This window comes from Streptomyces sp. NPDC060205 (assembly GCF_042728395.1).
GTDB lineage: Bacteria > Actinomycetota > Actinomycetes > Streptomycetales > Streptomycetaceae > Streptomyces.
The window spans coordinates 1-23,869 of the sequence record NZ_JBHWZP010000138.1; the positions used below are offsets into that span (position 1 = coordinate 1).

The following is a 23,869-nucleotide window of genomic DNA, read 5'->3' on the forward strand; positions in this document are numbered from 1 at the left end:
CGATCCGCGGCTTCTTGACCAGCCTGGCGGCGAGCCTGGTCATGGGCGTCGCCGTGACCGGCATGCACTACACGGGGATGGCGGCCGTCAGTGTGCATCTGCATGGCGCGGCCGGCGCACCGGATTCGGGCGACCCGGCCCACTCGCTGCTGCTGCCGATGCTCCTCGGCCCGGTCCTCTTCCTGGCGCTCGCGGGAGTCGTCGTGATGTTCGACCCGATGCTCGTCCTCGGGGACGGCGACTGGAACCGGACCGCGTCCGGCCGCCGGGCGCCCGCCCCGCGCACGGAGCCGCCCGCCTGGTCGGGCTCGGCGTTCGAGGCTCCGCCGAGGACGGACCGGCGGGCGTACGAATCCGGGGGGCGCCGGCGCCGGGACGGGTGAGCGGGGCGGCTGTCCCGGTGGCGCCGGTTCGTCGGCCGGTTCCTTCCGGCCGGTTCAGCCCAGGCGGGGGATCTCGATCGCCGGGCAGCGGTCCATGACCATGTCGAGGCCCGCCTCGCGGGTGCGCTCGTAGGCGGCCTCGTCGATCACACCGAGCTGGAACCAGACGGCCTTGGCGCCGATGGCGACCGCCTCGTCGGCGACGGGTCCGGCCAGGTCGCTGTTGACGAACACGTCCACCACGTCGACCTCGAAGGGGATGTCCTCCAGGGAGGCGTACCCCTTCTCCCCGTGGACCGTCTCCGCCTTCGGGTGGACGGGGATCACGCGCTTGCCGTAGCGCTTCAGCACGTCCGCGACGCCGTACGCGGCACGTCGCTCGTTCGACGACAGGCCCACGACGGCCCAGGTGTCGCCGGTCTCGGTGAGGATCTTGCGGATCGTTGCCTGGTCGCCGTACACGGTTCGCCTCCTGCGGGGGTGAGTGGTGCTGGGCGGGACAACGTCCGGCGCGGGCCGGGGATTCCCGGGGTGGTTCCCGGCTCCGGACCCGCGGGACGGCAGTGCACCGGGGACACGGCGGACCGCCGGCTTTCAAGGGGCGCGGGGAACTGCGCGAACGGCCCCCACCGGGCCGCACCCGCCCGGGAACCCGCAGCCCCACCCCCTGGTGCGCTCAGCTCGCCGGGCGCGACGCCCTCCCCGCACTGCCGCCGGGCCGGGAAAGCCGCCGTGATAGCTTGCGAAAGCCAGTCGAACCCATGTACGTGGGTCAGGGAATCCGGTGGGAATCCGGAGCTGACGCGCAGCGGTGAGGGTGACGGGCGGGGCATCGGCCACTGGACCGGATCGACGGTCCGGGAAGGCGCCTCGTCCGGGTGAACCCGAGTCCGAAGACCTGCTGGCGGCCTCCGCGGTCCCGAGACGGCGGGGGAGCACCGTACGACCGGGCTCCGCGTTCGAGCCCTCGACGTCTGAGGAACTTCCGTGCCCATCGCACGCCCCACCCGTCCTGCCGCCCTGCTCGTCTGCGGGGTCATTCTGCTGACCGGCTGCGGCGGCGCCGACTCGACCGGCTCGGCCGGCAAGGACTCCGCGGCAGCCGTCACCCTGGACAACTGCGGCCACACCGTCCGCGTCGAGTCCCCGCCGCGCAAGGCCGTCTCCCTCAACCAGGGCACCACCGAGATCATGCTCTCGCTGGGTCTCGCCGACCGGATGGCCGGCAGCGCCACCTGGACCGACCCGGTGATGAAGGGCCTGGAGAAGGCCGACGCGAAGGTGAAGCGGATCGCCGACAACAACCCGTCCTTCGAACGGGTCCTGGACGCCGACCCCGACTTCGTCGCCGCCTCGTTCGTGTCCACGCTCGGCAAGGGAGGCGTCGCCACTCGCGAGCAGTTCGAGAAGCTCGGCGTACCCGCGTACGTCTCGCCCTCCGACTGCGCGGGCAAGGACAACACCGGAGACGGCGACGGCGCCCGCAAGAAGCCCCTCGGCATCGACGCGATCTACGGCGAGATACATGACCTGGCCGAGGTGTTCGGCGTGCGGGAGCGGGGCGACAAGCTGGTCGCCGAGCTCCAGCAGCGGATGAAGAAGGCCACCGCGGGCATCGACGCCTCGGACGTCTCCCTCCTGTACTGGTTCGCCAACTCCGAGTCGCCCTACATGGCGGGCTGCTGCGGCGCCCCCGGCATCATCACCCGGGCGTTCGGCGCGAAGAACGTCTTCGACGACACGCACGAGGAATGGCCCCAGATCAACTGGGAGACGGTCGCCGACCGCGACCCCGACGTCCTCGTCATCGGCGATCTGACCCGCAAGTCGCAGACCGCCGAGTCCGCGAGGAAGAAGATCGAGTTCCTGGAGTCCGACCCGGTCACCAAGAACATGACCGCGGTGAAGAGGAAGCGGTACGTCCTGCTCAGCGGGCAGGCCATGAACCCGACCATCCGCACCGTCGAGGGCGTCGAACAAGTGGCCGCGGCCCTGCGGGAGTTCGGGCTCACGGGGTGACCCGCCCGATGGCACGGCCGCGCGTGGGACTGCTCTGCGCGGCCGGCGTGGCACTGCTCGTCGCCTCCGTCGCCGTCGCGATCACCATCGGCCCCGCGGACATCCGCGTCGCCGACGTCTGGTCCGTGGTCGCCTCCCATCTCGGCTGGGGGAGTACGGAGCTGAGCCCCATCCGGGACGGGATCGTCTGGCAGCTGCGGCTGCCGCGCACCCTGCTGGCCGCCGTCTGCGGGGCCGGACTCGCCGTGTGCGGCGCGGTCATGCAGTCCCTGCTGCGCAACCCGCTCGCCGACCCCTTCGTCCTCGGGGTGTCCTCCGGAGCCTCGACCGGCGCAGTCGTCGTGGTGGTCCTCGGCGCGGGCGGCGGCCTGTTGTCGGTCTCGGCGGGCGCGTTCCTCGGCGCGCTGCTCTCGTTCGGACTCGTGCTGCTGCTCAGCCACACCCTCGGCGGGACGACGGACCGCGTGGTGCTCAGCGGCGTCGCCGCGATGCAGCTCTTCTCCGCGCTCACCTCCTTCGTGGTGATGACCGCCGCCGACGCCGAGACCACCCGAGGCGTGCTGTTCTGGCTGCTCGGCTCACTGGGCGGGGTCGGCTGGACGGACGTCTGGGTCTGCCTCGCCGTCCTGGTGGTCGCCCTCGCGGTCTGTCTGGCGTACGCGCGCACGCTGGACGCGTTCGCCTTCGGCCAGGACGCCGCCGCGACCCTCGGGGTGTCCGTGGCCCGCACGCGGCTGGTGCTGCTGTGCGTGACCGCGCTGCTGACGGCCGCGCTCGTCAGCTCGGCGGGCGCGATCGGCTTCGTCGGACTCGTCCTGCCGCACGCCGCCCGCGCGCTGGTGGGCTCCGGCCACGCCCGGCTGCTGCCGGTCGCCGCCCTCGCCGGGGCGGTGTTCCTGGTGTGGGTGGACACCCTGGCCCGTACCGTCCTCGACCCCCAGGAGGTGCCCGTGGGCGTGGTCACCTCACTCATCGGCGTACCGGTGTTCGTGCTGGTGCTGTACCGGACGCGGAGGACACGATGACGACGGAGCACGTCGAGACGACCGAGCATGTCGAGACGACCGAGCACGTCGAGAACGCGGAGGGCGGTGAGAGCGCCGAAGGCGTCGTGAGGGGCGAAAGCGTCGAGAGGGGTGAGGCCGGCCTGCGGGCCGACCGCGTCACCCGGACCGCCGACGGACGCGTCATCCTGGACGGCGTCAGCATCAGCCCCGCCCCCGGCACCACGGTCGGCCTCCTCGGCCCCAACGGTTCCGGCAAGTCCACCCTGCTGCGCCTGCTCTCCGGCGTCCTCGCCCCGGCCTCCGGCGTGGTCACCCTCGACGGCAGTCCGCTCGGTCAACTGGGCCGCCGCGACATCGCCCGCCGTATCGCCGTGGTCGAGCAACAGGCCGACACGCAGGTCGAGTTGAGCGTGCTGGACGTCGTACGCCTCGGCCGCACCCCGCACCGCCGCGCCTGGACACCCCCGTCGCAGGCCGACGAGGAGGCCGTACGCGACGCCCTGGCCCGCACCGGCCTCAGCGACCGCGCCCACCAGTCCTGGCACACCCTCTCCGGCGGCGAACGCCAGCGCGTGCAGATCGCCCGCGCCCTCGCCCAGGAACCCCGCGAACTCCTCCTGGACGAACCGACCAACCACCTCGACATCCAGCACCAGCTCGACCTGCTGAACCTCGTCACGTCCCTGCCGCTCACCAGCGTCGTCGCCCTGCACGACCTCAACCTCGCGGCGATGTACTGCGACCGGCTCGTCGTCCTGCGCGAGGGACGCGTGGTGGCCGCCGGGACCCCGGCCGACGTGCTCACCGAGGAACTCATCGCCGAGGTCTACGGCGTACGCACCGCCGTCACCCGCGACGGCTCCGACGGGTCCGGCGGCCGGCCGCACGTGCGTTTCCTGGGCACCGTGAGCCGACCCACGCCCCGGGAATCCGTGCACACGTGTCCGGAATGATGGCGGCATCCCTGCGCGCGGCCCCTCGCACGCCTACGCTCAGCCCGTGCTGCGTATCACCGACGCCCGAACAGGCGACCCCGTCACCGCCACCCCGGCCCGCCGGGGCCTGACCCGCGTCGAGGCGCGCGTGGAACGCCCCGACGCCACCGGCCTGCGCGTGCTCCTGACCGCCGACGTGCTCGTACGGGCCCTGGAGATCGGCGGGACACCCGTGTGGACCGTGCTGACCGGCACGGAGGGCCGCGCGGAACTGCGGGCCCGCGCCAGGGCGCTCGGCATCCGGCCGTTCGAGGACGAACGCGACAGCGGCCCCGGCCTCGGCGAGGCCCAGGTGCTGAGCGTGCGCGCCCGTACCGACGAGCCGGCCGGCCCCGCGGATTCTGCCGACGAGGCGGCGGGCGGGCTGCGCGTCGGGGTCGCCCCGGCCGACATCGAGAGCCCGGTGGCGCGGGACGACGAGAGCGCGTCCGCCCTGCGCCTCGCCCTGCTCGCCCGCCCTCGCGGTGAGGAGCTGCGGCTCGACGCGGCCGATCTCGCCGATGCCGAGGACCAGTTGAAGCACTGGCGGGGTGCCGTCGCCACCTGGGCCACCCGGCCCTCGGGCCCCATCCCCGACCCCGTACGGGAACAGCTGCGCGCCGCCTGGGAGGACGACCTCGACGTGCCCGCAGTTCTCGGCGTGCTGCGGAAGGTGGAGACGTCGGGGACCGTGCCGGACGGGGCCCGCTTCGAGACGTACGCCTACGCGGACCGGCTGCTCGGCCTCGAACTGACCCGGGACATCGGCCGCGGGGCGCCGGCGTGATCGCGCGCGCCGGAGCGGGGCCGCTGCGCCGCCTCGTCGTCCTGCGGCACGCCAAGTCCGCCTGGCCGGACGGCGTCCCCGACCACGAACGGCCGCTCGCGGCGCGCGGGCGCCGGGACGCCCCGGCCGCCGGACGGATCCTCGCCGACGCCGACTGTCTGCCGGACCTCGCGCTCTGCTCCACCGCCGTACGCGCCCGGGAGACCTGGGGGCTGGCCGCCTCGCAGTGGGGCACGCCGCCGCCGGTGCGCCTTGACGCGCGGCTGTACGGGGCGTCGGTGGCCGCGTTGCTCGACGCGGTGCGGGAGGCTCCGGCCGAGGCCGAGACGCTGCTGTTGATCGGGCACAACCCGGGGCTGGAGGAGCTGGTCCTCACGCTGGCGGGTGACGGCGTCGGCTCCGCGCTGGACGATGTCCGCGTGAAGTTTCCCACCTCGGCGATCGCGATCCTCGCGTGGCGCGGGCCCGGCTGGGAGGCCCTGGGGGGCGGTGGGGCGTTGCTCACGGACGTGATCGTGGCTCGGGGGAAGAAGTCGCGTGGGGACAAGGGGCATCACGGACGGGGTCGATAGCCGGGCGATGCCCCGCGCCCCTGCGGGGGTGCGTTCCTGGGTGCGGCGTCGTTGTGGCGGATGTACACGATTGCGCAGTTCCCCGCGCCCCTGGAGGCCCGTCGTGGCTGGTCGCGTAGTTCCCCGCCTCCCTGGAGCGTGCGTGGCGCGCATACGCTGGGGGGATGCAGGACGAGTATCGGACCGTGGTCCGTGCAGGGGTGCACGAGATCGAGATCAATCGCTCGCGTTTTCTGTGCGCGCTGGCGCCGGTGGCCACCGAGCGGGAGGCCCAGGACTTCGTCGCGGGCGTCCGCAAGGAGCACGCGGACGCGTCGCACAACTGCTTCGCGTACGTCATCGGTGCCGACGCCGCCGTCCAGCGGGCGAGCGACGACGGCGAACCGGGCGGCACCGCCGGCGCCCCGATGCTCCAGATGCTGCTGCGCCGCGACATGCGGTACGTCGTCGCCGTCGTCACCCGCTACTACGGAGGCGTGAAACTCGGCGCGGGCGGACTCATCCGGGCCTACGGCGGCGCGGTGGGCGAGGCGCTGGACACCCTCGGCACCCTCACCCGCAGACGCTTCCGCCTCGCGACCGTGACCGTCGACCACCAGCGGGCGGGCAAGGTCCAGAACGACCTGCGCTCCACCGGCCGCGAGGTGCGCGACGTCCGCTACGGAGAGGCCGTCACCATCGAGATCGGTCTCCCGGACGCCGACGTGCCGGCCTTCCGGAGCTGGCTGGCCGACAGCACGGCGGGCACCGCGGGATTCGAACTGGGCGGCGAGGCCTACGGGGACGCATAAGCCGCACATCGGGCTGTTACGGGAGTAGCCGCCCGTGATGTCCGACCCGGCCGTTAGTCTCGGGGATCATGAGGTTCCTGCACACATCCGACTGGCATCTGGGCCGCGCGTTCCACCGCGTGAACATGCTCGGCGCCCAGGCCGATTTCATCGGTCACCTCGTCGCGACCGTGCGCGAGCGCGAGGTGGACGCCGTGGTCGTGTCGGGGGACGTGTACGACCGGGCCGTGCCCCCGCTGGCCGCGGTCGAGCTCTTCGACGACGCGCTGCACCGCCTCGCCGACCTCGGCGTGCCCACGGTGATGATCTCCGGGAACCACGACTCCGCGCGCCGGCTCGGCGTCGGCGCCGGACTCATCGACCGCGCGGGCATCCACCTGCGGACCGAGCCCGCGGCCTGCGGCACCCCCGTGCTCCTGAAGGACGCTTTCGGAGACGTGGCCTTCTACGGGCTGCCCTATCTCGAACCGGCCCTGGTGAAGGACGAGTTCGGCGTGGACAAGGCGGGCCACGAGCACGTGCTCGCCGCCGCCATGGACCGGGTGCGCGCCGACCTCGCCACGCGCGCGCCGGGCACCCGGTCCGTCGTCCTCGCCCACGCCTTCGTCACGGGCGGCGAGGCCAGCGACAGCGAGCGGGACATCACCGTGGGCGGGGTCGCCGCCGTCCCCGCCGGAGTCTTCGACGGGGTCGACTACGTGGCGCTCGGCCATCTCCACGGCAGCCAGCGGATCACCGGGCGCGTGCGCTACTCCGGCTCGCCGCTGCCGTACTCCTTCTCGGAGACCGACCACCGCAAGAGCATGTGGCTGGTCGACCTGGCAGCCGACGGCTCGGTGGAGGCCGAGCGCCTCGACTGCCCCGTGCCGCGCGCGCTCGCCCGGATCCGCGGCGGGCTGGAGGAACTGCTCGCCGATCCGGAGCTGGCGCGCCACGAGGAGGCGTGGGTCGAGGCGACCCTCACCGACCCGGTGCGGCCCGCCGACCCCATGGCCCGGCTCACCGAGCGGTTCCCGCACACGCTCAGCCTCGTCTTCGACCCCGAACGGGCACCCGACGACCCGGACGTCTCGTACGCCCGGCGGCTCGCGGGCCGCAGCGACCAGCAGATCGCGGAGGACTTCGTGGCCCATGTGCGCGGCGCCGGCCCCGACGAGCGCGAACAGGCCGTGCTACAGGACGCGTTCGACACCGTCCGCGCCGACGACACGGTCCGCGAGGTCGCCCGGTGACCGCTGTGGACGACCGGAACGGTCCGGGCAGCGCGGTGCACGTCGGGAGGACCCGATGAGGCTGCACCGGCTGCACATCACCGCCTTCGGGCCCTTCGGCGGCGCCCAGGAGGTCGACTTCGACGATCTGTCGACCGCCGGACTCTTCCTGCTGCACGGGCCGACCGGCGCGGGCAAGACCTCCGTCCTGGACGCCGTCTGCTTCGCGCTGTACGGGTCCGTACCGGGCGCCCGCCAGGGCGGCTCGCTGCGCAGCGACCACGCCCTGCCCGACGTCCGCACCGAGGTGACGCTCGACCTCACCGTGTCCGGACGCCGGTTGGAGATCACCCGCCAGCCGCCCTTCGCGCGCCCCAAGAAGCGCGGCACGGGCACCACGACGGAGAAGGCGCAGAGCTGGCTGCGCGAGTTCGACGCGCCCGCGGGATCCTGGAAGGACCTCAGCCGCTCCCACCAGGAGATCGGCGAGGAGATCACCCAGCTCCTCGGGATGAGCCGCGAGCAGTTCTGCCAGGTCGTGCTGCTTCCCCAGGGCGACTTCGCGCGCTTCCTGCGGGCCGACGCCGAGGCCCGCGGCAGGCTCCTCGGCCGCCTCTTCGACACCCAGCGATTCGCCGCCGTCGAGCAGCGCCTGGCCGAGCGCAGGCGCACGACCGAGACCCAGGTGCGTGCCGGTGACGCCGAGTTGCTCGCAGGCGCCCACCGGATGCAGCAGGCGGTCGGCGACCTCGTCGAACTGCCGCTGCCCGAACTCGCCCCCGGCGACCCGGGGCTCGCCGAGGCCGTCATGGAGTGGGCGGCGATCAACAGGAGTACCGCCCGCGAGTGGTTCACCATCGCCCACCGCGCACAGGCGGCCACCGAGTCGGCGCAGGCCGCCGCGGCCCGCGCACTGGACGACGTACGCGAAGTGGCGCGGCTGCAGCGGCGGTTCGCCGAGGCCCGGGAGCGGGCCGCCCGGCTGGAGGAGCGCTCCGGGGCCCATCGCGAGGCCCAGGCCCGTATGGAGCGGGGCCGCAAGGCCGAGGCGGTGGCGCCCGCGCTCGGGCTGCGCGAGGCGACCGAGGCCGAGCACCGGCGGGCGGCCGGCGCCGAGGAACGCGCGCGTGCACAGCTCTCCGAGGCCTTCTCCGAGGCCGGGGCCGCGGGGCTCGCGGCCGCCGCCCGCAAGGCCGCCGAAGAGCTGGGCGGCCTTGAGTCGGCCCGCCGTGGCGAGCAGCGGCTCGCCGAACTCGCCGACGAACGAACCAAGTTGGAGCGCCAGGAGCGCGCCGACGAGGACGTGCTGCACGACGCCGAGCAGTGGCTCTCCGAGTGGGAGACGACCAGGAACGGCCTCCAGACCCGTATCGAGACGGCCCAGGAGGCCGCCACCCGCGCCGAACAGCTCGCGGTGCAGCGCGAACCGGCCCAGGCGCGGCTCGGGGCCGCCCGGCTGCGCGACCAGCTCGCCGGGGACACCGACGAGGCCCACGCGCGCGTGCTCGCCGCACGCGAACAGGCGGCGGACGCCCGCACCCACTGGCTGGACCTCAAGGAACAGCGGCTCAAGGGCATCGCCGCGGAACTCGCCGCGAACCTCGTGGACGGCGCGGCCTGTGCCGTCTGCGGCGCCACCGAACACCCCGCTCCCGCCCGGAAGGTCGAAGGACACATCGACCAGCGGGCCGAGGACGCCGCGCTCGCCGCCTACCAGAGCGCCGACGAGCGGCGGGCGGAGGAGGAGCGCCGGCTCGGGACGGTGCGCGAGGCACTGGCCGCCGCGACCGCGGAGGCGGGCGACACCCCCACCGGCCGACTCGCCGAGCAGGCCGAGGAGCTGGAGCGTCGCCACGCCGAGGCGCGGGGCGCCGCCTCCGGGCTGCACGCGGCCGGCGAGGCGCTGCGACGGGCCGAGCACGAGCACGAACGCCGGCTCGCCGCACACCAGGAGGCCGCGGTGCGCGGCGCGTCACGCAGCGCGCGCCGGGACGCCCTCGCCCGGGAAACGGCCACCCTGGAGGAGGAGCTGGCGCAGGCCAGAGGGACGGCGAGCAGTGTCGCCGAGCGGGCCGCCCAGCTGGAGCGGCAGGTCTCGGCGCTCACCGGGGCCGCGGACACCGCGCGCGTCGCGGCGGACACCGCGCAGCGGCTCAAGGACGCCGACGCGCGACTCGCCGACGCGGCCTTCCGCGCCGGGTTCGACACGCCGCAGGCCGCCGCGGCGGCCCTCCTCGACGACACCGCCCACCGGGAGCTGCAACGACGGCTCGACGCCTGGCAGCAGGAAGAGGCGACGGTCCGCGCGGTGCTCGCGGAGACCGAGACGGCCGCCGCCGCGGACCTGCCGCCCGCCGACGTCCACACCGCCGAACAGAGCGCCGCCGTGGCCGTGCGGCGTATGCGCGAAGCCGCCTCCGCACGGGACGCGGCGGCCCGCCGCTGCACCGAACTGGACCGTCTCTCCCACCGCGCCACCGCTTCCGTGCGCCGACTGGGGCCGCTGCGCGAGGAGTACGACCGCGTGGCCCGCCTCGCGACCCTCGCGGCCGGCACCTCCGCGGACAACGAACGCAGGATGCGCCTGGAGTCGTACGTCCTCGCGGCCCGTCTCGAACAGGTCGCGGCGGCGGCCAGCGCACGGCTGCAGCGCATGTCCGCGGGCCGCTACACCCTCGTCCACTCCGACGACCGGGCCGGGCGGGGCCGCAGCGGGCTCGGGCTGCACGTGGTCGACGCCTGGACCGGGCGGGAGCGCGACACGGCGACGCTCTCCGGCGGCGAGACGTTCTTCGCCTCCCTCGCGCTCGCGCTGGGCCTCGCGGACGTGGTCACGGACGAGGCGGGCGGCGTCCGGCTCGACACACTCTTCATCGACGAGGGCTTCGGCAGCCTCGACGACCAGACGCTCGACGAGGTCCTGGACGTACTGGACTCGCTGCGGGAGCGGGACCGCAGCGTCGGCATCGTCAGCCATGTCGCGGATCTGCGGCGCCGGATCCACGCGCAACTGGAGGTCGTGAAGGGGCGTTCGGGGTCGGTCGTCCGGCAGCGGGGCGGCGACGGCGGCTAGACGTATACCGCCGACGGGAGGTCTCAGCGTCCGAGGGGGCGCCGCGGCAGGGGCGACGAGTACACGACGCTCGTCGTCACCGAGCCGAGGGTGCCGATCCGGCCCGACACCTCCTCAAGGTGGCTCATCGAACGGGTCGCGACCTTGATCACGAAGCAGTCGTCGCCTGTCACATGATGCGCCTCCAGGATCTCGGGGGTGGCCGCGATCAGATCGTGGAACGGCTTGTAGTTGCCGTTCGGGTAGCGCAGCCGCACGAAGGCGAGGATCGGCAAGCCGAGGCTCTCCGGGTCCACCATCGCCGCGTATCCCTGGATGACGCCCGCCTCCTCCAGACGCCGCACCCGCTCGGTCACCGCGCTCGCTGACATGGAGACGGCACGGGCCAGCTCGGCGAAACCGGTGCGGCCCTCCCGCTGGAGGACTTCGAGAATGCGCCAGTCGGTGGCGTCCGGGGAATACGCGGTCATGACCGAGAAATAGCAGGGGAATCCCCGGCGGATCAAGCCCGGGGCCGGGGAACGTGCCTTCTGGACGAGGTGTCGCCGGTCGTAGATTCGGGGCATGAAGAGCAGCGCCCTCACCCGGAACACCCGTAACCCCGTACTGCGCGTCGCCCCCGCCTCGCCCGCGGCGGCCGTAGCCCACTTCTCGGCGAGCCTCGCCTTCCACGCTGACGTGTCGGATGTCGCCGCCGCGCTGGCGGCCGACAGCGCTGGCGACGGCGGCGGCGACGGTGGCCCCGGTTTCGTCGTGGTCGACTCCCGCTCCACGGAGTCCTGGGACCAGGGGCATGTGCCCGGCGCGATCCATCTGCCCACCGCCCTGATCCCCGAGCAGGCCGGACACCTCCTGGACCGGGCCGTCCCGGTCGTCACCTACTGCTGGGGCCCCGGCTGCAACGGCGCGACCCGGGCCGCCCTCGCCCTCGCCGAACTCGGCTACCAGGTCAAGGAGATGCTCGGCGGGTTCGAGTACTGGGTGCGCGAGGGCTTCGAGTTCGAGACCTGGGAAGGGCGCGAGCGGCGTGCCGCCGACCCGTTGACGGCTCCGGTCGGGGCCGCGGACTGCGGCTGCTGAGGAGCGTACGGACTCAGTCGCGTATCAGCTCGGGGCCGGGCAAAGGAATCGTCAATTACGGTCCGCCCGGGCGTGTAGTTTCTGCCCATGGCGAGTTATGCGGACCCCAGTTCGGTCGAGCGGGTCGAACAGGTGGAGTGGGTCGAGTCCGGCGGCGGGCCGCTCATAGCGATCCCGGAAGTGGTACTGCCGTTCTGGACGGGGGCCGACGGCGACGAGCTGGCCTCCGACTACGACCGGGCCTGCGAGGTGGACGGCCCGATGGGCCTGCTGCCCGTCGGCAACACCACGGCCCTCGTCCTCGGTGACGAACCGGCCGCCACCTCCTATCTGCCCGAACACGGCACGTTCGTACGGTGGTTCGCGGGCGACTCGGAGCGCGAGGTGCTGGCCGGGGTGCCGGGCGCGCTCGCCGGCGCGGTATGGGGGCGCGAGGTGCACTGGCAGGTTCCCGGAGCCGTCGTGCTGTTCGACGCGGCGTGGCCGGGAGGCGGGGCCACGAGGGAGGGGCATCTGCGGATCGCCCTCGAACCGGGCCGGTACGCGGTCCGCGCGGCGCACGCCGAACCGGGCCCCGAGACATGGATCGGACTCGTCCAACTGCGGCCTCTGTAGCGCTGATCGCGGGCTGATCGAGAGTGCTGGGCGCGGTCGGTGACCCGGCCGATGGGCCCTGGCGCGGAAAATGATGTGCGCGCGGCCCGTCCGCCGCCCATCATGGTCCGCCATGCCTCAACTCCCGTCCTCCGCACCGACATCCGAAGAACTCGCGCCGGCGGTCGAAGAACTCGTGCCCACGGCTGGGGGACTCGTGCCCGCGGCCGAGGAACTCGCACCCGCGGTCCAAGACCTGCGCCGCGAGCCGTTGCCGCTGCGCGGGCGTACCGCTCTCGTCACCGGGGCCGCCCGCCGCGCGGGCATCGGCTACGCGGTGGCCAGGCGCCTGGCCGCGTACGGAGCGAGCGTCTACCTCCACCACCACGTGCCGCACGACGCCGCGATGCCCTGGGGCGCGGACCGGCCGGAGGCGGCGGCGGCCGGAGTGCGCGAAGCGCTCGGCGATCCCGGCGCCCGGGTCGTCCACGGGCCGGGCGACCTCTCCGAGCCGGGCGCCCCGGCCGAGCTGATCGCCCGAGCGGCGGACGCGCTCGGCGGACGGATCGACATCCTCGTCGCCAACCACGCGCTCAGCGGTTCGGACGGCCCGCTCGACGCGATCGACGCGGCGATGCTCGACGCGCACTGGGCCGTCGACACCCGGTCGGTGATCCTGCTCGTCCAGGCCTACGCCCGGCTGCGCGCCGCGCTGCCGCCGAAGGCCCCGGGCGGACGGGTCGTGCTGATGACGTCAGGGCAGGACATCGCGGGCGGCATGCCGGGCGAGATCGCGTACGCCCTGCAGAAGGGCGCCCTCGCCTCGGTCACCCGCTCCCTGGCGACCACGCTCGCCGAGCACGCCGTCACCCTGAACACCGTCAATCCGGGTCCGGTCGACACCGGCTACCTGACCGGGGAGGCGTACGGGGCGGTCGCCTCGATGTTCCCGGCCGGACGCTGGGGAATGCCGGACGATCCCGCACGCCTCATCGCCTGGCTCGCCACGGACGAGGCCCGGTGGATCACCGGACAGGTCATCGACTCGGAGGGCGGCTTCCGCCGCTGAGGCGTGGGGCGACGCCTGTGGCGCCGATGAGGGGTCTGCGTGTGCGTCGGGGACTCCCGGGGCCGGTGTGGTCCCTGGCTAGACTCGGGCGCATGGTCCGATCGTCCCGTGGTGACGCGAGCCCCGGGATGTGGCGGCGCGAGGCGGGCACCGTGGTGCTCCGGGTGCCGCCGTTCCCGGAGCAGGCGGTGGCTCCGTTCGCCATCATCGCCGGGCTGCAGGTGCCCCGCGTCCCCACGGAGTGGGCGCCGCACGCACACCCCCGGCACGAACTCGTCTGGGTACGCGGCGGAACGCTGACCTCCCGGGTGGCGGACCGTGTCTTCACCGTGTCCGAGGGGCACGGACTGTGGATGCCCGCCGGAGTGGTGCACGGGGGCCGGGCGACCGCGGGCGCGCAGTTCTACGAGGCCTTCTTCGCCCCCGACCGCGCGCCTCTCGCCTTCGCCTCCGCGTTCGCGGTCGCGCAGCCGACGGCCATCGCGATGACGCCGTTGCTGGAGTCACTGCTGACTCACCTGTCCCGTACGGATCTCGACGCGGCGGCCCGGGCACGCGCCGAGTCGGTCGTGTTCGACGTGCTCCAGCCCGCGGAACACCAGTTCGCGCTGCAACTGCCCGGCGACCCGCGGATCGACGCGATCGCCGAAGCCCTGCTGGACGATCCCGCCGACCACCGCTCCCTGGCGGAGTGGGCGCGGTGTCTGCAGGTCAGCGACCGCACGATCACCCGCGCGTTCCGCCAGGCGACCGGACTGTCCTTCGCGCAGTGGCGACAGGTGCTGCGCGTCCACCGGGCGCTGACGCTCCTCGCCGAGGGGCTGGACGTGACGACCGTCTCCGAGACGCTCGGCTACGCACAGCCCAGCACCTTCATCGCCTCGTTCCGGCGGGTCATGGGCACCACACCGGGCGCGTTCCTCGACGCGGCCGACGGGACTCCCGCCCCTGACGAGGGTGTCCGGAATCCCGTATCGCCTGTCCAAAACTCCTGATTGCCGACATCGGAAGCGGAACATACTCTTCTCGGAGTTAGGCAACCCTTAGTTCGGTCGACGCCGGGCGGAGGGACTGCCGTGTCCCCTGCCTCTCCGAGCGTCCGGACCCACTGATGTTCACAAGCCCCCTCCGGCGCGCCGGCCGTCCCGTGGCCGACCCCGCCCTGCCGGTGGCCGCCCTCAACGGGTACGACCTGGTCCTGCGGTACGGCGGCACACCGGTCGTCCACGGTGTCTCGCTGTCCCTGGCACCCGGCCGCGCCACCGCCCTGGTGGGGCCGAACGGAAGCGGGAAGTCCACGCTGCTGCGCGCCCTGTCCCGACTGCACCGCGTGGACGGCGGCCGGCTGACGCTCGGCGCCCCCGACGGGGCGCACGAGCGTGACGCGGCCCTGCTCAGCGCCCGCCGCTTCGCCCGTGAGGTCACGCTGTTCTCGCAGTCGCGGCCCGCGCCCCAGGGGCTGACGGTCACGGAGGTCGTCGGGTTCGGGCGGCACCCGTACCGGCGCGGCTTCGCCGGACCGACCGCCGAGGACCGCACCGCCGTCGACCACGCCATGGGCGTCACCGGGGTACGGGACATGGCGGGCCGGCCGGTCGGAGAACTCTCCGGCGGGGAGATGCAGCGGGTCTGGCTCGCCGCATGCCTGGCCCAGGACACCGGCGTGGTGCTGCTGGACGAACCGACCAACCACCTGGACCTGCGCTATCAGATCGAGACCCTCGACCTGATCCGCGATCTCGTCGACGAGCACGGCATCGCGGTCGGGGTCGTCCTGCACGACCTCGACCAGGCGTCCCGCGTCGCGGACACGCTGGTCCTCATGCGCTCCGGCCGCGTCCACGCGGCGGGCAGACCCGCCGACGTCCTCACCGCCGAGAACATCGGCGAGGTCTACGACATCCGGGTCGAGGTCGGCGTCGACCCCCGCACCGGCCGTCTCCGCATCGACCCGCTCGGCCGCCATCCCGCCTGAGCCCTCCGCCTGAACACCCGCAGACATCCGCGGCGGCACGTCTGTCGCCGTACCGCGGTGCGTCTCATCGCGTCGCGGCACATCCATGCCGCGACGCGCCCCGTCACGCACACGAGAGCCCCGTCGCGAACAACAAAGAACGCATTGCGAACAGCAAGAACGCGTCGCGAACAACAAAAACGCGTCGCGAACGACAAGAAAGAGGACCCCTCATGAACCGTGCCCGTCGCCTGGCGGCATCGGCCTCCACCGGACTCATCGTCCTCGCCGCAACGGCCTGCGGCACGACCGACGTCGACGACAAGGCCGACGCCGGCAGCAGCGCGAGCGCGTCGCCCGCCTCGCAGAGCTGCGCCGACGACACCACGGCCACCTCCACCGGGCCGGTCTCCTTCAAGGACGGCGTCGGCCGGCAGGTGAAGCTCGACAAGCCCGCCAAGCGGATCGCGGTCCTGGAATGGCAGCAGGTCGAGGACGCGCTCACCCTGTGCGTCACCCCCACCGCGGTCTCCGACGCGAAGGGGTACAGCACCTGGGTCAGCGCCGAGAAGCTGCCCGGCGGCGTGACCGACATCGGCACCCGTGAGGAGCCCGACCTCGACACCCTCTACGCGGCGAAGCCCGACCTCATCGTCGTCGAGGCGTTCGACGCCGACGACGAGACCCTCAAGAAGCTGGAGAAGCGAGGCGTCCCCGTGATGGCCACGCGCGGCGCGTACCCGAAGGACCCGATCGGGAACATGCGGGACGTGTTCAGCATGATCGGCGAGGCGACGGGCCGCACCGAGCGGGCCGACCAGGTCCTCAAGGAGTTCGACGACCACCTCGCCACGGCGAAGAAGCAGGTCACCGACGCCGATCTGCCGACCAAGGACTTCCTGTTCTTCGACGGCTGGCTGGAGGGAGGCAACCTCACGGTCCGCCCCTACAGCGACGGCGCCCTGTTCACCGAGATAGGCAAGGAACTCGGCATGAACCCGGCCTGGACCTCCGACGTCAACAAGGCCCACGGTGACGGAGGCGTCGACAAGTCCTACGGCCTCGCGCAGACCGACGTCGAGGGACTCACCTCCGTGGGTGACGCCAACCTCTTCTACGCCAACGACGAAGGTGCCGGCGGCTACGTCGCCGCCCTGGAGAAGAACCCCCTCTGGAAGTCCATGCCGGCCGTCAAGGAGGGCCGCGCGCACGCGTTCCCGGCACGGGTGTGGGGCGCCGGAGGCCCGCGGTCCTGCGCGCAGGCGATCGACGCCTACGTCGACGTACTCGACACGAAGTGAGCACTCGCCACGAAGTGAGCACTCGACAAGTAGTGCGCACGACGCAGACATCGGCACCCCGGAAGGAAGCCGCGCCGCCGCGCGTCGAGCGCGGCGGCGGTCTCTCCGGGGTGGCCGTCCTGGTCCTCCTGCTCGCCGTGACCGTCCTGGTGGGCATGTGGCATCTGACGCAGGGGACGTCGGGCGTCGGAGTCGGCGACCTCGTGCGGTACTTCGCCGGGGAACGGGCTGACGACGGCGGGGCGGCGGTCAGCGAGATCCTCATCGGCTCGCGTCTGCCCCGGCTGTTCGCGGGCGTGGCGGTGGGCTTCGCCCTCGGCTGCGCCGGCGCGCTGCTGCAGTCCGTCACGCACAACGCGCTCGCCTCGCCCGACACCCTCGCGGTCACGGCCGGCGCCTACTTCACGCTCACGCTCGTCGCGGCCTTCGGGCTCGCCGTCCCGCTCTGGGCGTCGGGCGCGGTCGCCTTCGCCGGCGGTCTGGTCGCGGCGGCGCTCGTCCTGCTCCTCGCGGGCCGGGCCGCGGGCACCACAGGCACGCGTCTCGTCCTCGCCGGATCTGCGACGGCGATGGCCCTGGACGCGGCGAGCGGGATGCTCCTCATCCTGTTCAAGCAGAACACCACCGGCCTCTTCGCCTGGGGGAGCGGTTCGCTCGCCCAGCTGAACATCGACGCGTCGGTACGCGCCCTGCCCCTGGTGGCCCTCGTACTGTGCGTCGCCCTCGCGCTCTCCCGGCGGCTCGACGTGATGAACCTCGGCGACGACGCCGCGGCCACCCTCGGCGTCCCGATCCGCACCACCCGCGTGACGGCCGTGCTCTGCGCGGTGCTCCTGACCGGCACGGCGGTCACCCTCGCGGGCCCGATCGGATTCGTCGGCCTCGGCGCGCCCGTCCTGGCCCGCCTGATCGCGGGACGGGTCCGGGCCCTGCGCGGGCACCTGCTGCTGGTGCCCGCGGCCGGGCTGCTCGGCGCGCTGCTCATCCTGCTCGCGGACGCGACCCTGCGCGCCGTGCAGGGCGCGGACGGGGCCGCCGCCATTCCCACCGGCGTGCCCACCGCGCTCCTCGGCGCCGTGGTGATCGTCGTCCTCGCCCTCCGTCTGCGCGACACGGGCGCGCTCCGGCAGCCCCCGCACACCCGGGTCGCCGCCCGCTCGCGCCGCGCGTACCTGCTCGTGGTGCTCGGCGCGGTGACACTCCTCGCCGGGGCGGCCCTCGTGGCGGTCCTGGCGGGAAGCCTCTGGCTGCGTACGGGAGACATCGTGCTCTGGGCCCAGAGCGCCGCCCCCGGCCTGATCGGGCAGGCGCTCGACGACCGGGTCCCGCGCGTGCTCGCCGCGATCCTCGCCGGCGCGGCCCTCGGGCTGGCCGGCTGCGTCGTGCAGAGCGCGGTGCGCAACCCGCTGGCGGAACCGGGCGTTCTCGGCATCACGGCCGGTGCCGGGCTCGGTGCGGCCGGCGTCGTCACCTCGGGCCTGTCCGGCGGACGGCCGCTGCTCATCGTGGTCGCGGTCACGGCGGGGCTCGCCACGTTCGCGGTCATCGCCCTGCTGTCCTGGCGGGGCGGCTTCCTGCCCGACCGGTTCGTCCTGATCGGCATCGGCTGCGGGTACGGCCTCAGCTCCGTCACCACGTTCCTGCTGCTGCGCGCCGACCCGTACAACACGCCCCGGATCTTCACCTGGCTCTCCGGTACGACGTACGGGCGCACGTTCCCCGACGTCGTACCGGTCGCGGTGGCCCTGGCGCTCGCGCTCCCCGTGCTGCTCGCCCTGCGGGAGAGGCTCGACCTGCTCGCCGTCGACGAGGACACCCCGCGCATCGTCGGCGTCAGGCCGGTCCGTACCCGGTTCGCGGCCCTGGCGATCGCCGCGGTGCTCGCGGCGCTCAGCGTGGTCGCCGTCGGGGTCGTCGGCTTCGTGGGGCTCGTCGCCCCGCACCTCGCCCGGTCCCTGGTGGGCGCCCGGCACGGTCGCGCGATCCCGGTCGCGATGCTCCTCGGCGGACTGCTGGTCTGCGTGGCCGACGCCCTCGGCCGCACGGTCGTCGCACCCGCCCAGGTACCGGCGGGCCTCATGATCGCCCTCGTCGGCGGCCCGTACTTCGTGTGGGTGCTCCGGAAGTCCCGCGCGTGAGGCTGGGCCGGCTCCGGACCACCATCGTGACGCAACAGCAGGAGATGTCCGTGCAGAGTGTCGTCGTCCCGTTCGACCGCGCCGTCCCGAACCCGCTGCTCGGACGGCTGGACGTGCCGGAGCGCTGGCACACGGTCGACCGCTCCGCCCACGACCCCCACCTCGTGGCGGTGCCGGGCGGCGACGGGACGGCCTGGACCGCCGCCGCGCTCGTGACGGCGCGTCCGCACACGGCCTATCTGAAGATCGTCGACGCCGTCGGTGACGTACCGGCGGCCGTCCGGGCCGTCGTCGGCCACGCGCGCGAGCGGGGGCTCGCGCAGGTCAAGTGGGAAGGGTGGACGGCGACACCGGAGGCCGCCGCTGCCGCCGGCTTCACGCCGCTGCGGGGTCCGCTCGCGCTGTCGGAGGGCGCGGCGGGGCCCGCGACGGGTTACGTCCGCTGGCTGCACGACGACCCGGTGACCGACTCCGCATATGACGACGGTCGTCGCGACCCTCCGTATTACGGGCAGTCCACGCACTTCACGTGCGGTGCCGTCACCGCCCTGGTCGCGCAGGCGCACGCGGGGGCGCTGGCGCGGGAGGCGCTCGACCGCGAGGCGGAGCTGACGCTGTGGCGCGGTGCGACCAACTTCCCCGCGTGCGAGCCCGTCGGGCTCGGCGTCGCCGTACGCCGGGCGTGGCCGTCGTCCTCCGTCACGGTCCACCTCGACACGGACCGGCCCGTCCTGCTCGACCACTACCCGCAGAGCGAGCAGGAGTGGCGTGCGGTGCTCCAACGCACCTCCCGTACGGAGGCCGGGCGGACCGGCGTGCCGATCGACCCGGACCGCCTCTCGCCGACCGCGATCCGGGAGGCGATCGGCCGACGCGAACACGTGCTGCTGCTCGTCTCGCTCGCCGCGATGCAGGGGTTCGACGTACCGCACTGGGTGCTGTGCCACGGCGTCGTACCCGGCGCCGTCGTGATCGACGACCCGTGGGCCAACGCGGCGACGGGCGACACCTGGGTGGACGCCCACCTGCTGCCGGTACCCGACGGGTCGCTCGACACGATGTCGAGCCTGCCGACGGCCGCGACCGCCTCAACCGCCTCGGCGGAGCCGGTGGAACCGGCAGCGGAGAGCTTCCGCGGGGCTGTGGTCATCGGCCGCCGGTCCTGACCTTCACGGCGCACGGCTTACGGCGCGCAGCGGCCGAATCGCCGCTGTGCGCTGCGTGCCGTGCGCCGCGTGAGCTGTCCCGTCAGAGCCGGGACAGTTCGTCCACCAGGTCGTCCAGGCCCAGCGACCCCTGGGACAGCGCGGCCATGTGCCAGGCCTTCGCGTCGAAGGCGTCCCCGTGGCGCTTGCGCGCGTTCTCCCGGCCCAGCAGCCAGGCGCGCTCGCCGAGCTTGTAGCCGATGGCCTGGCCGGGGATGGAGAGGTAGCGGGTCAGCTCGCTCTCCACGAAGTCCGCGGGGCGGCTGCTGTGCGCACCGAAGAACTCCTGGGCCAGGTCCGGTGTCCAGCGCTCGCCCGGGTGGAACGGCGACTCCGCCGGAATCTCCAGCTCCAGGTGCATGCCGATGTCGACGATGACACGGGCCGCTCGCATCATCTGCGCGTCCAGATAACCGAGCCGCTCCTCGGCGTCCTTGAGATAGCCGAGTTCGTCCATGAGCCGTTCCGCGTACAGGGCCCAGCCCTCGGCGTTGGCGCTGACGCCGCCGACGGTCGCCTGGTAGCGCGAGAGGTCCTCGGCGACGTGGACCCACTGGGCGAGCTGGAGGTGATGGCCGGGCACGCCCTCGTGGTACCAGGTCGACACCAGGTCGTACACCGGGAAGCGGGTCTGCCCCATCGTCGGCAGCCACGTACGGCCCGGGCGTGAGAAGTCCTCCGACGGTGCCGAGTAGTACGGGGCGGCGGCGCCGCCCGGCGGGGCGATGTGGGACTCCACCTTCCGTACCCGCTCGGCGAGGTCGAAGTGGGTGCCGTCCAGTTCCTCGATCGCCTGGTCCATCAGGTTCTGCAGCCACTCGCGGACCTCGTCGACCCCTTCGATGTGCCTGCCGTGCTCGTCGAGATGGGCGAGCGCCACCCACGGCGTCGCGGCGCCGGGCAGGACCTTCTCGGCCTCCTTCTTCATCTCGGCGAACAGCCGGTGGTACTCGGCCCAGCCGTACGCGTACGCCTCGTCCAGGTCGAGGTCCGTACCGTTGAAGTAGCGCGACCAGCGCGCGTACCGCTCGCGGCCCACCGTGTTCGGCGCGCCCTCGATCGTCGGCGCGTACACATCACGCATCCAGTCGCGCAGCGCGACCACGGTCGCGGTCGCGGACCGGGCGGCCTCGTCGAGTTCGGCGCGCAGGGACTCCGGTCCTGCCGACGCGAAGTCCTCGAACCAGCCGCGCCCCGAACCGTCCGTGTCCGACCACTCGGTGAGCTGCCCGACGAAGGTCGCGGTCGGGCGCGGCCCCGCGTACAGCTTGCGCTCCAGACCGAGCGAGAGGCATGCGCGGTAGCCGTCGAGGGCCGTCGGCACCGCACGCAGCCGCTCGGCGATCGCGGCCCAGTCCTCGTCGGTGTCCGCCGGCGTCACGGTGAACACCTCGCGCACCGCGTGCACGGCCGTGTGCATGTTGCCGACGGCCCGCAGGCTCTCCTCGGCGTCGTGCACGCCGAGTTCGGCGGTGAGGCGCTCGCGCAGCAGGCGCGCGCACCGGCGCTCGATGTCACTGTCCGCGCCCGGCTGCCGCTCCGCCTCGTCGAGCCGGGCCAGCGTCGTCCTCGCCAGCTGCGCGAGCGCCTCCTGTCCGCCGGGCGAGGTGTCAGGCAGCCTGCTGGAACTCTCCTTCACACCGAGGTACGTACCGATGACCGGGTCGAGGGCGATGAGCTCGTCGACGTAGGTGTCGGCGACCTCACGGGGCAGCGGGTTCTTCGTCTGTGACATACCGCCATCCTCATACGCGGACGGCCGCCGCGTCAGCCCGGTTTTCCAGGCCTTTTGCCGTGTCAGCCCGATTTCGCCGAGGGCGTGGCGCCCGAAGCCGTGGCGCCCTGCGGGTCGGGTGGCAGCAGCGGACCGCAGTCCCACTGCTGGAAGATCAGCCGGGTCTCCACGCGCGCCACCTCGCGGTGCGCGGTGAAACCGTCGAGCACCAGCCGCTGCAGATCCGCCATGTCGGCGACCGCGACATGCACCAGATAGTCGTCCGGCCCGGTGAGATGGAAGACCGTACGCGACTCCGGCAGCGATCTGATCCGCTCCACGAACGGCCCGACCAACTCCCGCCGATGCGGCCTGACCTGCACGGACAGCAGCGCCTCCAGCCCTCGTCCCAGCTTCGCCGGATCGAGCCGCAGCTGATGGCCGAGGATCACTCCCGAGCGGCGCAGCCGGGTGACCCGGTCCAGGCAGGTCGAGGGTGCCACCCCGATCTGCGCGGCGAGATCCCGGTACGTGGTCCGGGCGTCGTTCTGCAGAAGCCGCAGAAGATGCAGGTCCACCGGGTCCAGTACGACGGATTCGGCCATAGGGCGAACGTAACACGGTGTTCTGCCCCATCGGCCCGTCTGTTGTTCAGGCTGCCGTGCATGGATCTCGGCAGCACTGACATACGCGACGTGTGCGACGACACGGCGGACGGAGCAGGCACGGCGGAACGGGCGGCGGGGCTCGGTGTACGCGCCCTGGACACCGAGGCCGTGCACGCGGGGCGGGACGATCTCGCCCGGCAGGGCCTGCACGCCGTGCCGATCGATCTGTCCACGACCTATCCCTCGTACGACAGCCGGGGCGAGGCGGCCCGTATCGACGCCTTCGCCACCGACGGGGCCCAGCCGGACGGCCCGCCGGTCTACGGCCGGCTCGGCAACCCGACCGTCGCCCGCTTCGAGACGGCGCTCGCCCGGCTGGAGGGCACGCAGAGCGCCGTCGCCTTCGCGAGCGGCATGGCCGCGCTGAGCGCGGTGCTCCTCGTGCGCAACTCCATGGGGCTGCGCCATGTCGTGGCCGTGCGGCCCCTCTACGGCTGCAGCGATCACCTGCTGACGGCCGGGCTCCTCGGCTCCGAGGTGACGTGGGTCGACCCCGCCGGGATCCAGGACGCCCTGCGCCCTGACACCGGGCTGGTGCTGGTCGAGTCACCGGCCAACCCGACGCTCGCCGAACTCGATCTGCGGGCGATCGCCCACGCCTGCGGGAGCGTTCCGCTGCTCGCCGACAACACCTTCGCCACCCCCGTGCTGCAACGGCCCGCCGAGCAGGGGGCGCGGCTCGTGCTCCACAGCGCCACCAAATATCTGGGCGGACACGGTGACGTGATGGCCGGAGTGGTGGCCTGCGACGAGGAGTTCGCGGGGCGGCTGCGGCAGATCCGCTTCGCCACGGGCGGTGTGCTGCACCCGCTCGCCGGCTATCTGCTGCTGCGCGGACTGTCGACACTGCCCGTACGGGTGCGTGCCGCCTCCGCCAACGCGGCGGAACTGGCCCGGCGCCTGGCCGACGACCCACGGGTCGCCCGCGTCCACTATCCGCGGATCGGCGGCGCCATGATCGCGTTCGAGGTCCATGGCGACCCGCACGAGATGATCGCCGCGGTCCGGCTGGTCACCCCCGCGGTGAGCCTCGGCAGTGTCGACACGCTGATCCAGCATCCCGCCTCGATCAGTCATCGCGTGGTGGACGCGGAGGACCGGCGGGGGAGCGGCGTCAGCGACCGGCTGCTGCGGCTGTCGGTGGGGCTGGAGGACGTGGACGACCTCTGGCGCGACCTGGACGGGGCGTTGGGGGCGACGGTGGGGAGCGGTTCGTTGCCGGCCCGGAACGCCGACGTGAGCACGAGCGTCTGACCCGGCTCCGAACGTCTGACCCGGCTCCGAACGTCTGACGTGGGCCTGTGACGGCGGCGGGCCCGGCACAGGTGC

General features: G+C 73.2%; 21 protein-coding genes, 1 pseudogene and 1 riboswitch. Of the genes and pseudogenes, 18 read left to right on the forward strand and 4 right to left on the reverse strand.

The features are described 5' to 3' along the window. A pseudogene (locus ACFWGJ_RS23565) lies at window positions 1-383 on the forward strand (hypothetical protein); the annotation flags it as partial. A gap of 54 nt (window positions 384-437) precedes the next feature. On the opposite strand, the gene ACFWGJ_RS23570 reads toward ACFWGJ_RS23565, so the two are convergent. Next, complete coding sequence (locus tag ACFWGJ_RS23570) at window positions 438-845, reverse strand: CoA-binding protein (protein ID WP_387327761.1); 408 nt, start codon at window positions 843-845, stop codon at window positions 438-440. A 271-nt stretch (window positions 846-1,116) separates the two neighbouring features. Further along, window positions 1,117-1,304, forward strand: a riboswitch (cobalamin riboswitch). 66 nt (window positions 1,305-1,370) lie between these two features. Here ACFWGJ_RS23570 and ACFWGJ_RS23575 point away from each other — a divergent pair. The 8 genes from ACFWGJ_RS23575 (at window position 1,371) to ACFWGJ_RS23610 (ending at window position 10,817) form a co-directional block, all read left to right on the forward strand. Then, a complete protein-coding gene (locus ACFWGJ_RS23575) occupies window positions 1,371-2,402 on the forward strand; it encodes an ABC transporter substrate-binding protein (protein WP_387327763.1) in 1,032 nt (343 codons plus the stop codon). A gap of 8 nt (window positions 2,403-2,410) precedes the next feature. Further along, window positions 2,411-3,427 carry a FecCD family ABC transporter permease gene (locus ACFWGJ_RS23580; RefSeq protein WP_387327766.1) on the forward strand — a complete coding sequence of 339 codons (1,017 nt, stop codon included), beginning with the start codon at window positions 2,411-2,413 and terminating at the stop codon, window positions 3,425-3,427. Beyond that, on the forward strand, window positions 3,424-4,362 hold the full coding sequence (locus tag ACFWGJ_RS23585; RefSeq protein ID WP_387327769.1) for an ABC transporter ATP-binding protein: 939 nt from the start codon (window positions 3,424-3,426) through the stop codon (window positions 4,360-4,362). The genes ACFWGJ_RS23580 and ACFWGJ_RS23585 overlap by 4 nt, the downstream gene beginning before the upstream one ends. Before the next feature lie 46 nt (window positions 4,363-4,408). Further along, entirely contained in the window at window positions 4,409-5,170 is a 762-nt protein-coding gene (locus ACFWGJ_RS23590) for a hypothetical protein (protein WP_387327771.1), read from the forward strand. Continuing rightward, window positions 5,167-5,742, forward strand: a complete 576-nt coding sequence (locus ACFWGJ_RS23595; RefSeq protein WP_387327773.1) for a SixA phosphatase family protein — start codon at window positions 5,167-5,169, stop codon at window positions 5,740-5,742. The genes ACFWGJ_RS23590 and ACFWGJ_RS23595 overlap by 4 nt, the downstream gene beginning before the upstream one ends. A 164-nt stretch (window positions 5,743-5,906) precedes the next feature. Beyond that, window positions 5,907-6,533 carry a YigZ family protein gene (locus ACFWGJ_RS23600; protein WP_387327776.1) on the forward strand — a complete coding sequence of 209 codons (627 nt, stop codon included), beginning with the start codon at window positions 5,907-5,909 and terminating at the stop codon, window positions 6,531-6,533. A 68-nt stretch (window positions 6,534-6,601) separates the two neighbouring features. Next, window positions 6,602-7,765: an exonuclease SbcCD subunit D gene (locus tag ACFWGJ_RS23605; RefSeq protein WP_387327778.1), complete on the forward strand. Its 1,164-nt coding sequence runs from the start codon at window positions 6,602-6,604 to the stop codon at window positions 7,763-7,765. A gap of 55 nt (window positions 7,766-7,820) precedes the next feature. Then, window positions 7,821-10,817, forward strand: coding sequence for an AAA family ATPase (locus ACFWGJ_RS23610; protein ID WP_387327781.1), 2,997 nt, complete (start codon window positions 7,821-7,823; stop codon window positions 10,815-10,817). A 23-nt stretch (window positions 10,818-10,840) separates the two neighbouring features. Here the strand turns inward: ACFWGJ_RS23610 and ACFWGJ_RS23615 are convergent, their stop codons facing one another. Then, window positions 10,841-11,287, reverse strand: coding sequence for an Lrp/AsnC family transcriptional regulator (locus ACFWGJ_RS23615; RefSeq protein ID WP_387327783.1), 447 nt, complete (start codon window positions 11,285-11,287; stop codon window positions 10,841-10,843). Window positions 11,288-11,381: 94 nt separating this feature from the next. On the opposite strand from ACFWGJ_RS23615, the gene ACFWGJ_RS23620 reads away from it, so the two are divergent. From ACFWGJ_RS23620 to ACFWGJ_RS23655, 8 genes are all read left to right on the forward strand, one after another. Beyond that, window positions 11,382-11,897 carry a rhodanese-like domain-containing protein gene (locus tag ACFWGJ_RS23620; RefSeq protein ID WP_387327785.1) on the forward strand — a complete coding sequence of 172 codons (516 nt, stop codon included), beginning with the start codon at window positions 11,382-11,384 and terminating at the stop codon, window positions 11,895-11,897. Window positions 11,898-11,984: 87 nt separating this feature from the next. Further along, entirely contained in the window at window positions 11,985-12,512 is a 528-nt protein-coding gene (locus tag ACFWGJ_RS23625; protein ID WP_387327787.1) for an immunity 21 family protein, read from the forward strand. A 112-nt stretch (window positions 12,513-12,624) separates the two neighbouring features. Next, complete coding sequence (locus ACFWGJ_RS23630) at window positions 12,625-13,560, forward strand: SDR family oxidoreductase (RefSeq protein WP_387327789.1); 936 nt, start codon at window positions 12,625-12,627, stop codon at window positions 13,558-13,560. A 92-nt stretch (window positions 13,561-13,652) separates the two neighbouring features. After that, the gene (locus ACFWGJ_RS23635) at window positions 13,653-14,555 is read left to right on the forward strand and encodes a helix-turn-helix domain-containing protein (protein WP_387327792.1); all 903 of its coding nucleotides are present in this window, start codon (window positions 13,653-13,655) and stop codon (window positions 14,553-14,555) included. Window positions 14,556-14,671: 116 nt separating this feature from the next. Then, window positions 14,672-15,535 (forward strand): ABC transporter ATP-binding protein, encoded by an 864-nt coding sequence (locus tag ACFWGJ_RS23640; RefSeq protein ID WP_387327795.1) that lies wholly within the window; start codon window positions 14,672-14,674, stop codon window positions 15,533-15,535. A gap of 212 nt (window positions 15,536-15,747) precedes the next feature. After that, complete coding sequence (locus ACFWGJ_RS23645) at window positions 15,748-16,815, forward strand: iron-siderophore ABC transporter substrate-binding protein (protein WP_387327797.1); 1,068 nt, start codon at window positions 15,748-15,750, stop codon at window positions 16,813-16,815. A 32-nt stretch (window positions 16,816-16,847) separates the two neighbouring features. Continuing rightward, window positions 16,848-18,953: an iron ABC transporter permease gene (locus ACFWGJ_RS23650; RefSeq protein ID WP_387327799.1), complete on the forward strand. Its 2,106-nt coding sequence runs from the start codon at window positions 16,848-16,850 to the stop codon at window positions 18,951-18,953. Window positions 18,954-18,979: 26 nt separating this feature from the next. Next, the gene (locus ACFWGJ_RS23655) at window positions 18,980-20,119 is read left to right on the forward strand and encodes a peptidase C39 family protein (protein WP_387327801.1); all 1,140 of its coding nucleotides are present in this window, start codon (window positions 18,980-18,982) and stop codon (window positions 20,117-20,119) included. 82 nt (window positions 20,120-20,201) lie between these two features. Here the strand turns inward: ACFWGJ_RS23655 and ACFWGJ_RS23660 are convergent, their stop codons facing one another. Both ACFWGJ_RS23660 and ACFWGJ_RS23665 read right to left on the reverse strand, forming a co-directional pair. Further along, window positions 20,202-21,893 carry a DUF885 domain-containing protein gene (locus ACFWGJ_RS23660; protein WP_387327803.1) on the reverse strand — a complete coding sequence of 564 codons (1,692 nt, stop codon included), beginning with the start codon at window positions 21,891-21,893 and terminating at the stop codon, window positions 20,202-20,204. A 62-nt stretch (window positions 21,894-21,955) separates the two neighbouring features. Further along, entirely contained in the window at window positions 21,956-22,477 is a 522-nt protein-coding gene (locus ACFWGJ_RS23665) for an Lrp/AsnC family transcriptional regulator (RefSeq protein WP_387327806.1), read from the reverse strand. A 60-nt stretch (window positions 22,478-22,537) separates the two neighbouring features. On the opposite strand from ACFWGJ_RS23665, the gene ACFWGJ_RS23670 reads away from it, so the two are divergent. Continuing rightward, a complete protein-coding gene (locus ACFWGJ_RS23670; RefSeq protein WP_387327809.1) occupies window positions 22,538-23,794 on the forward strand; it encodes a trans-sulfuration enzyme family protein in 1,257 nt (418 codons plus the stop codon). Window positions 23,795-23,869 lie beyond the last annotated feature (75 nt).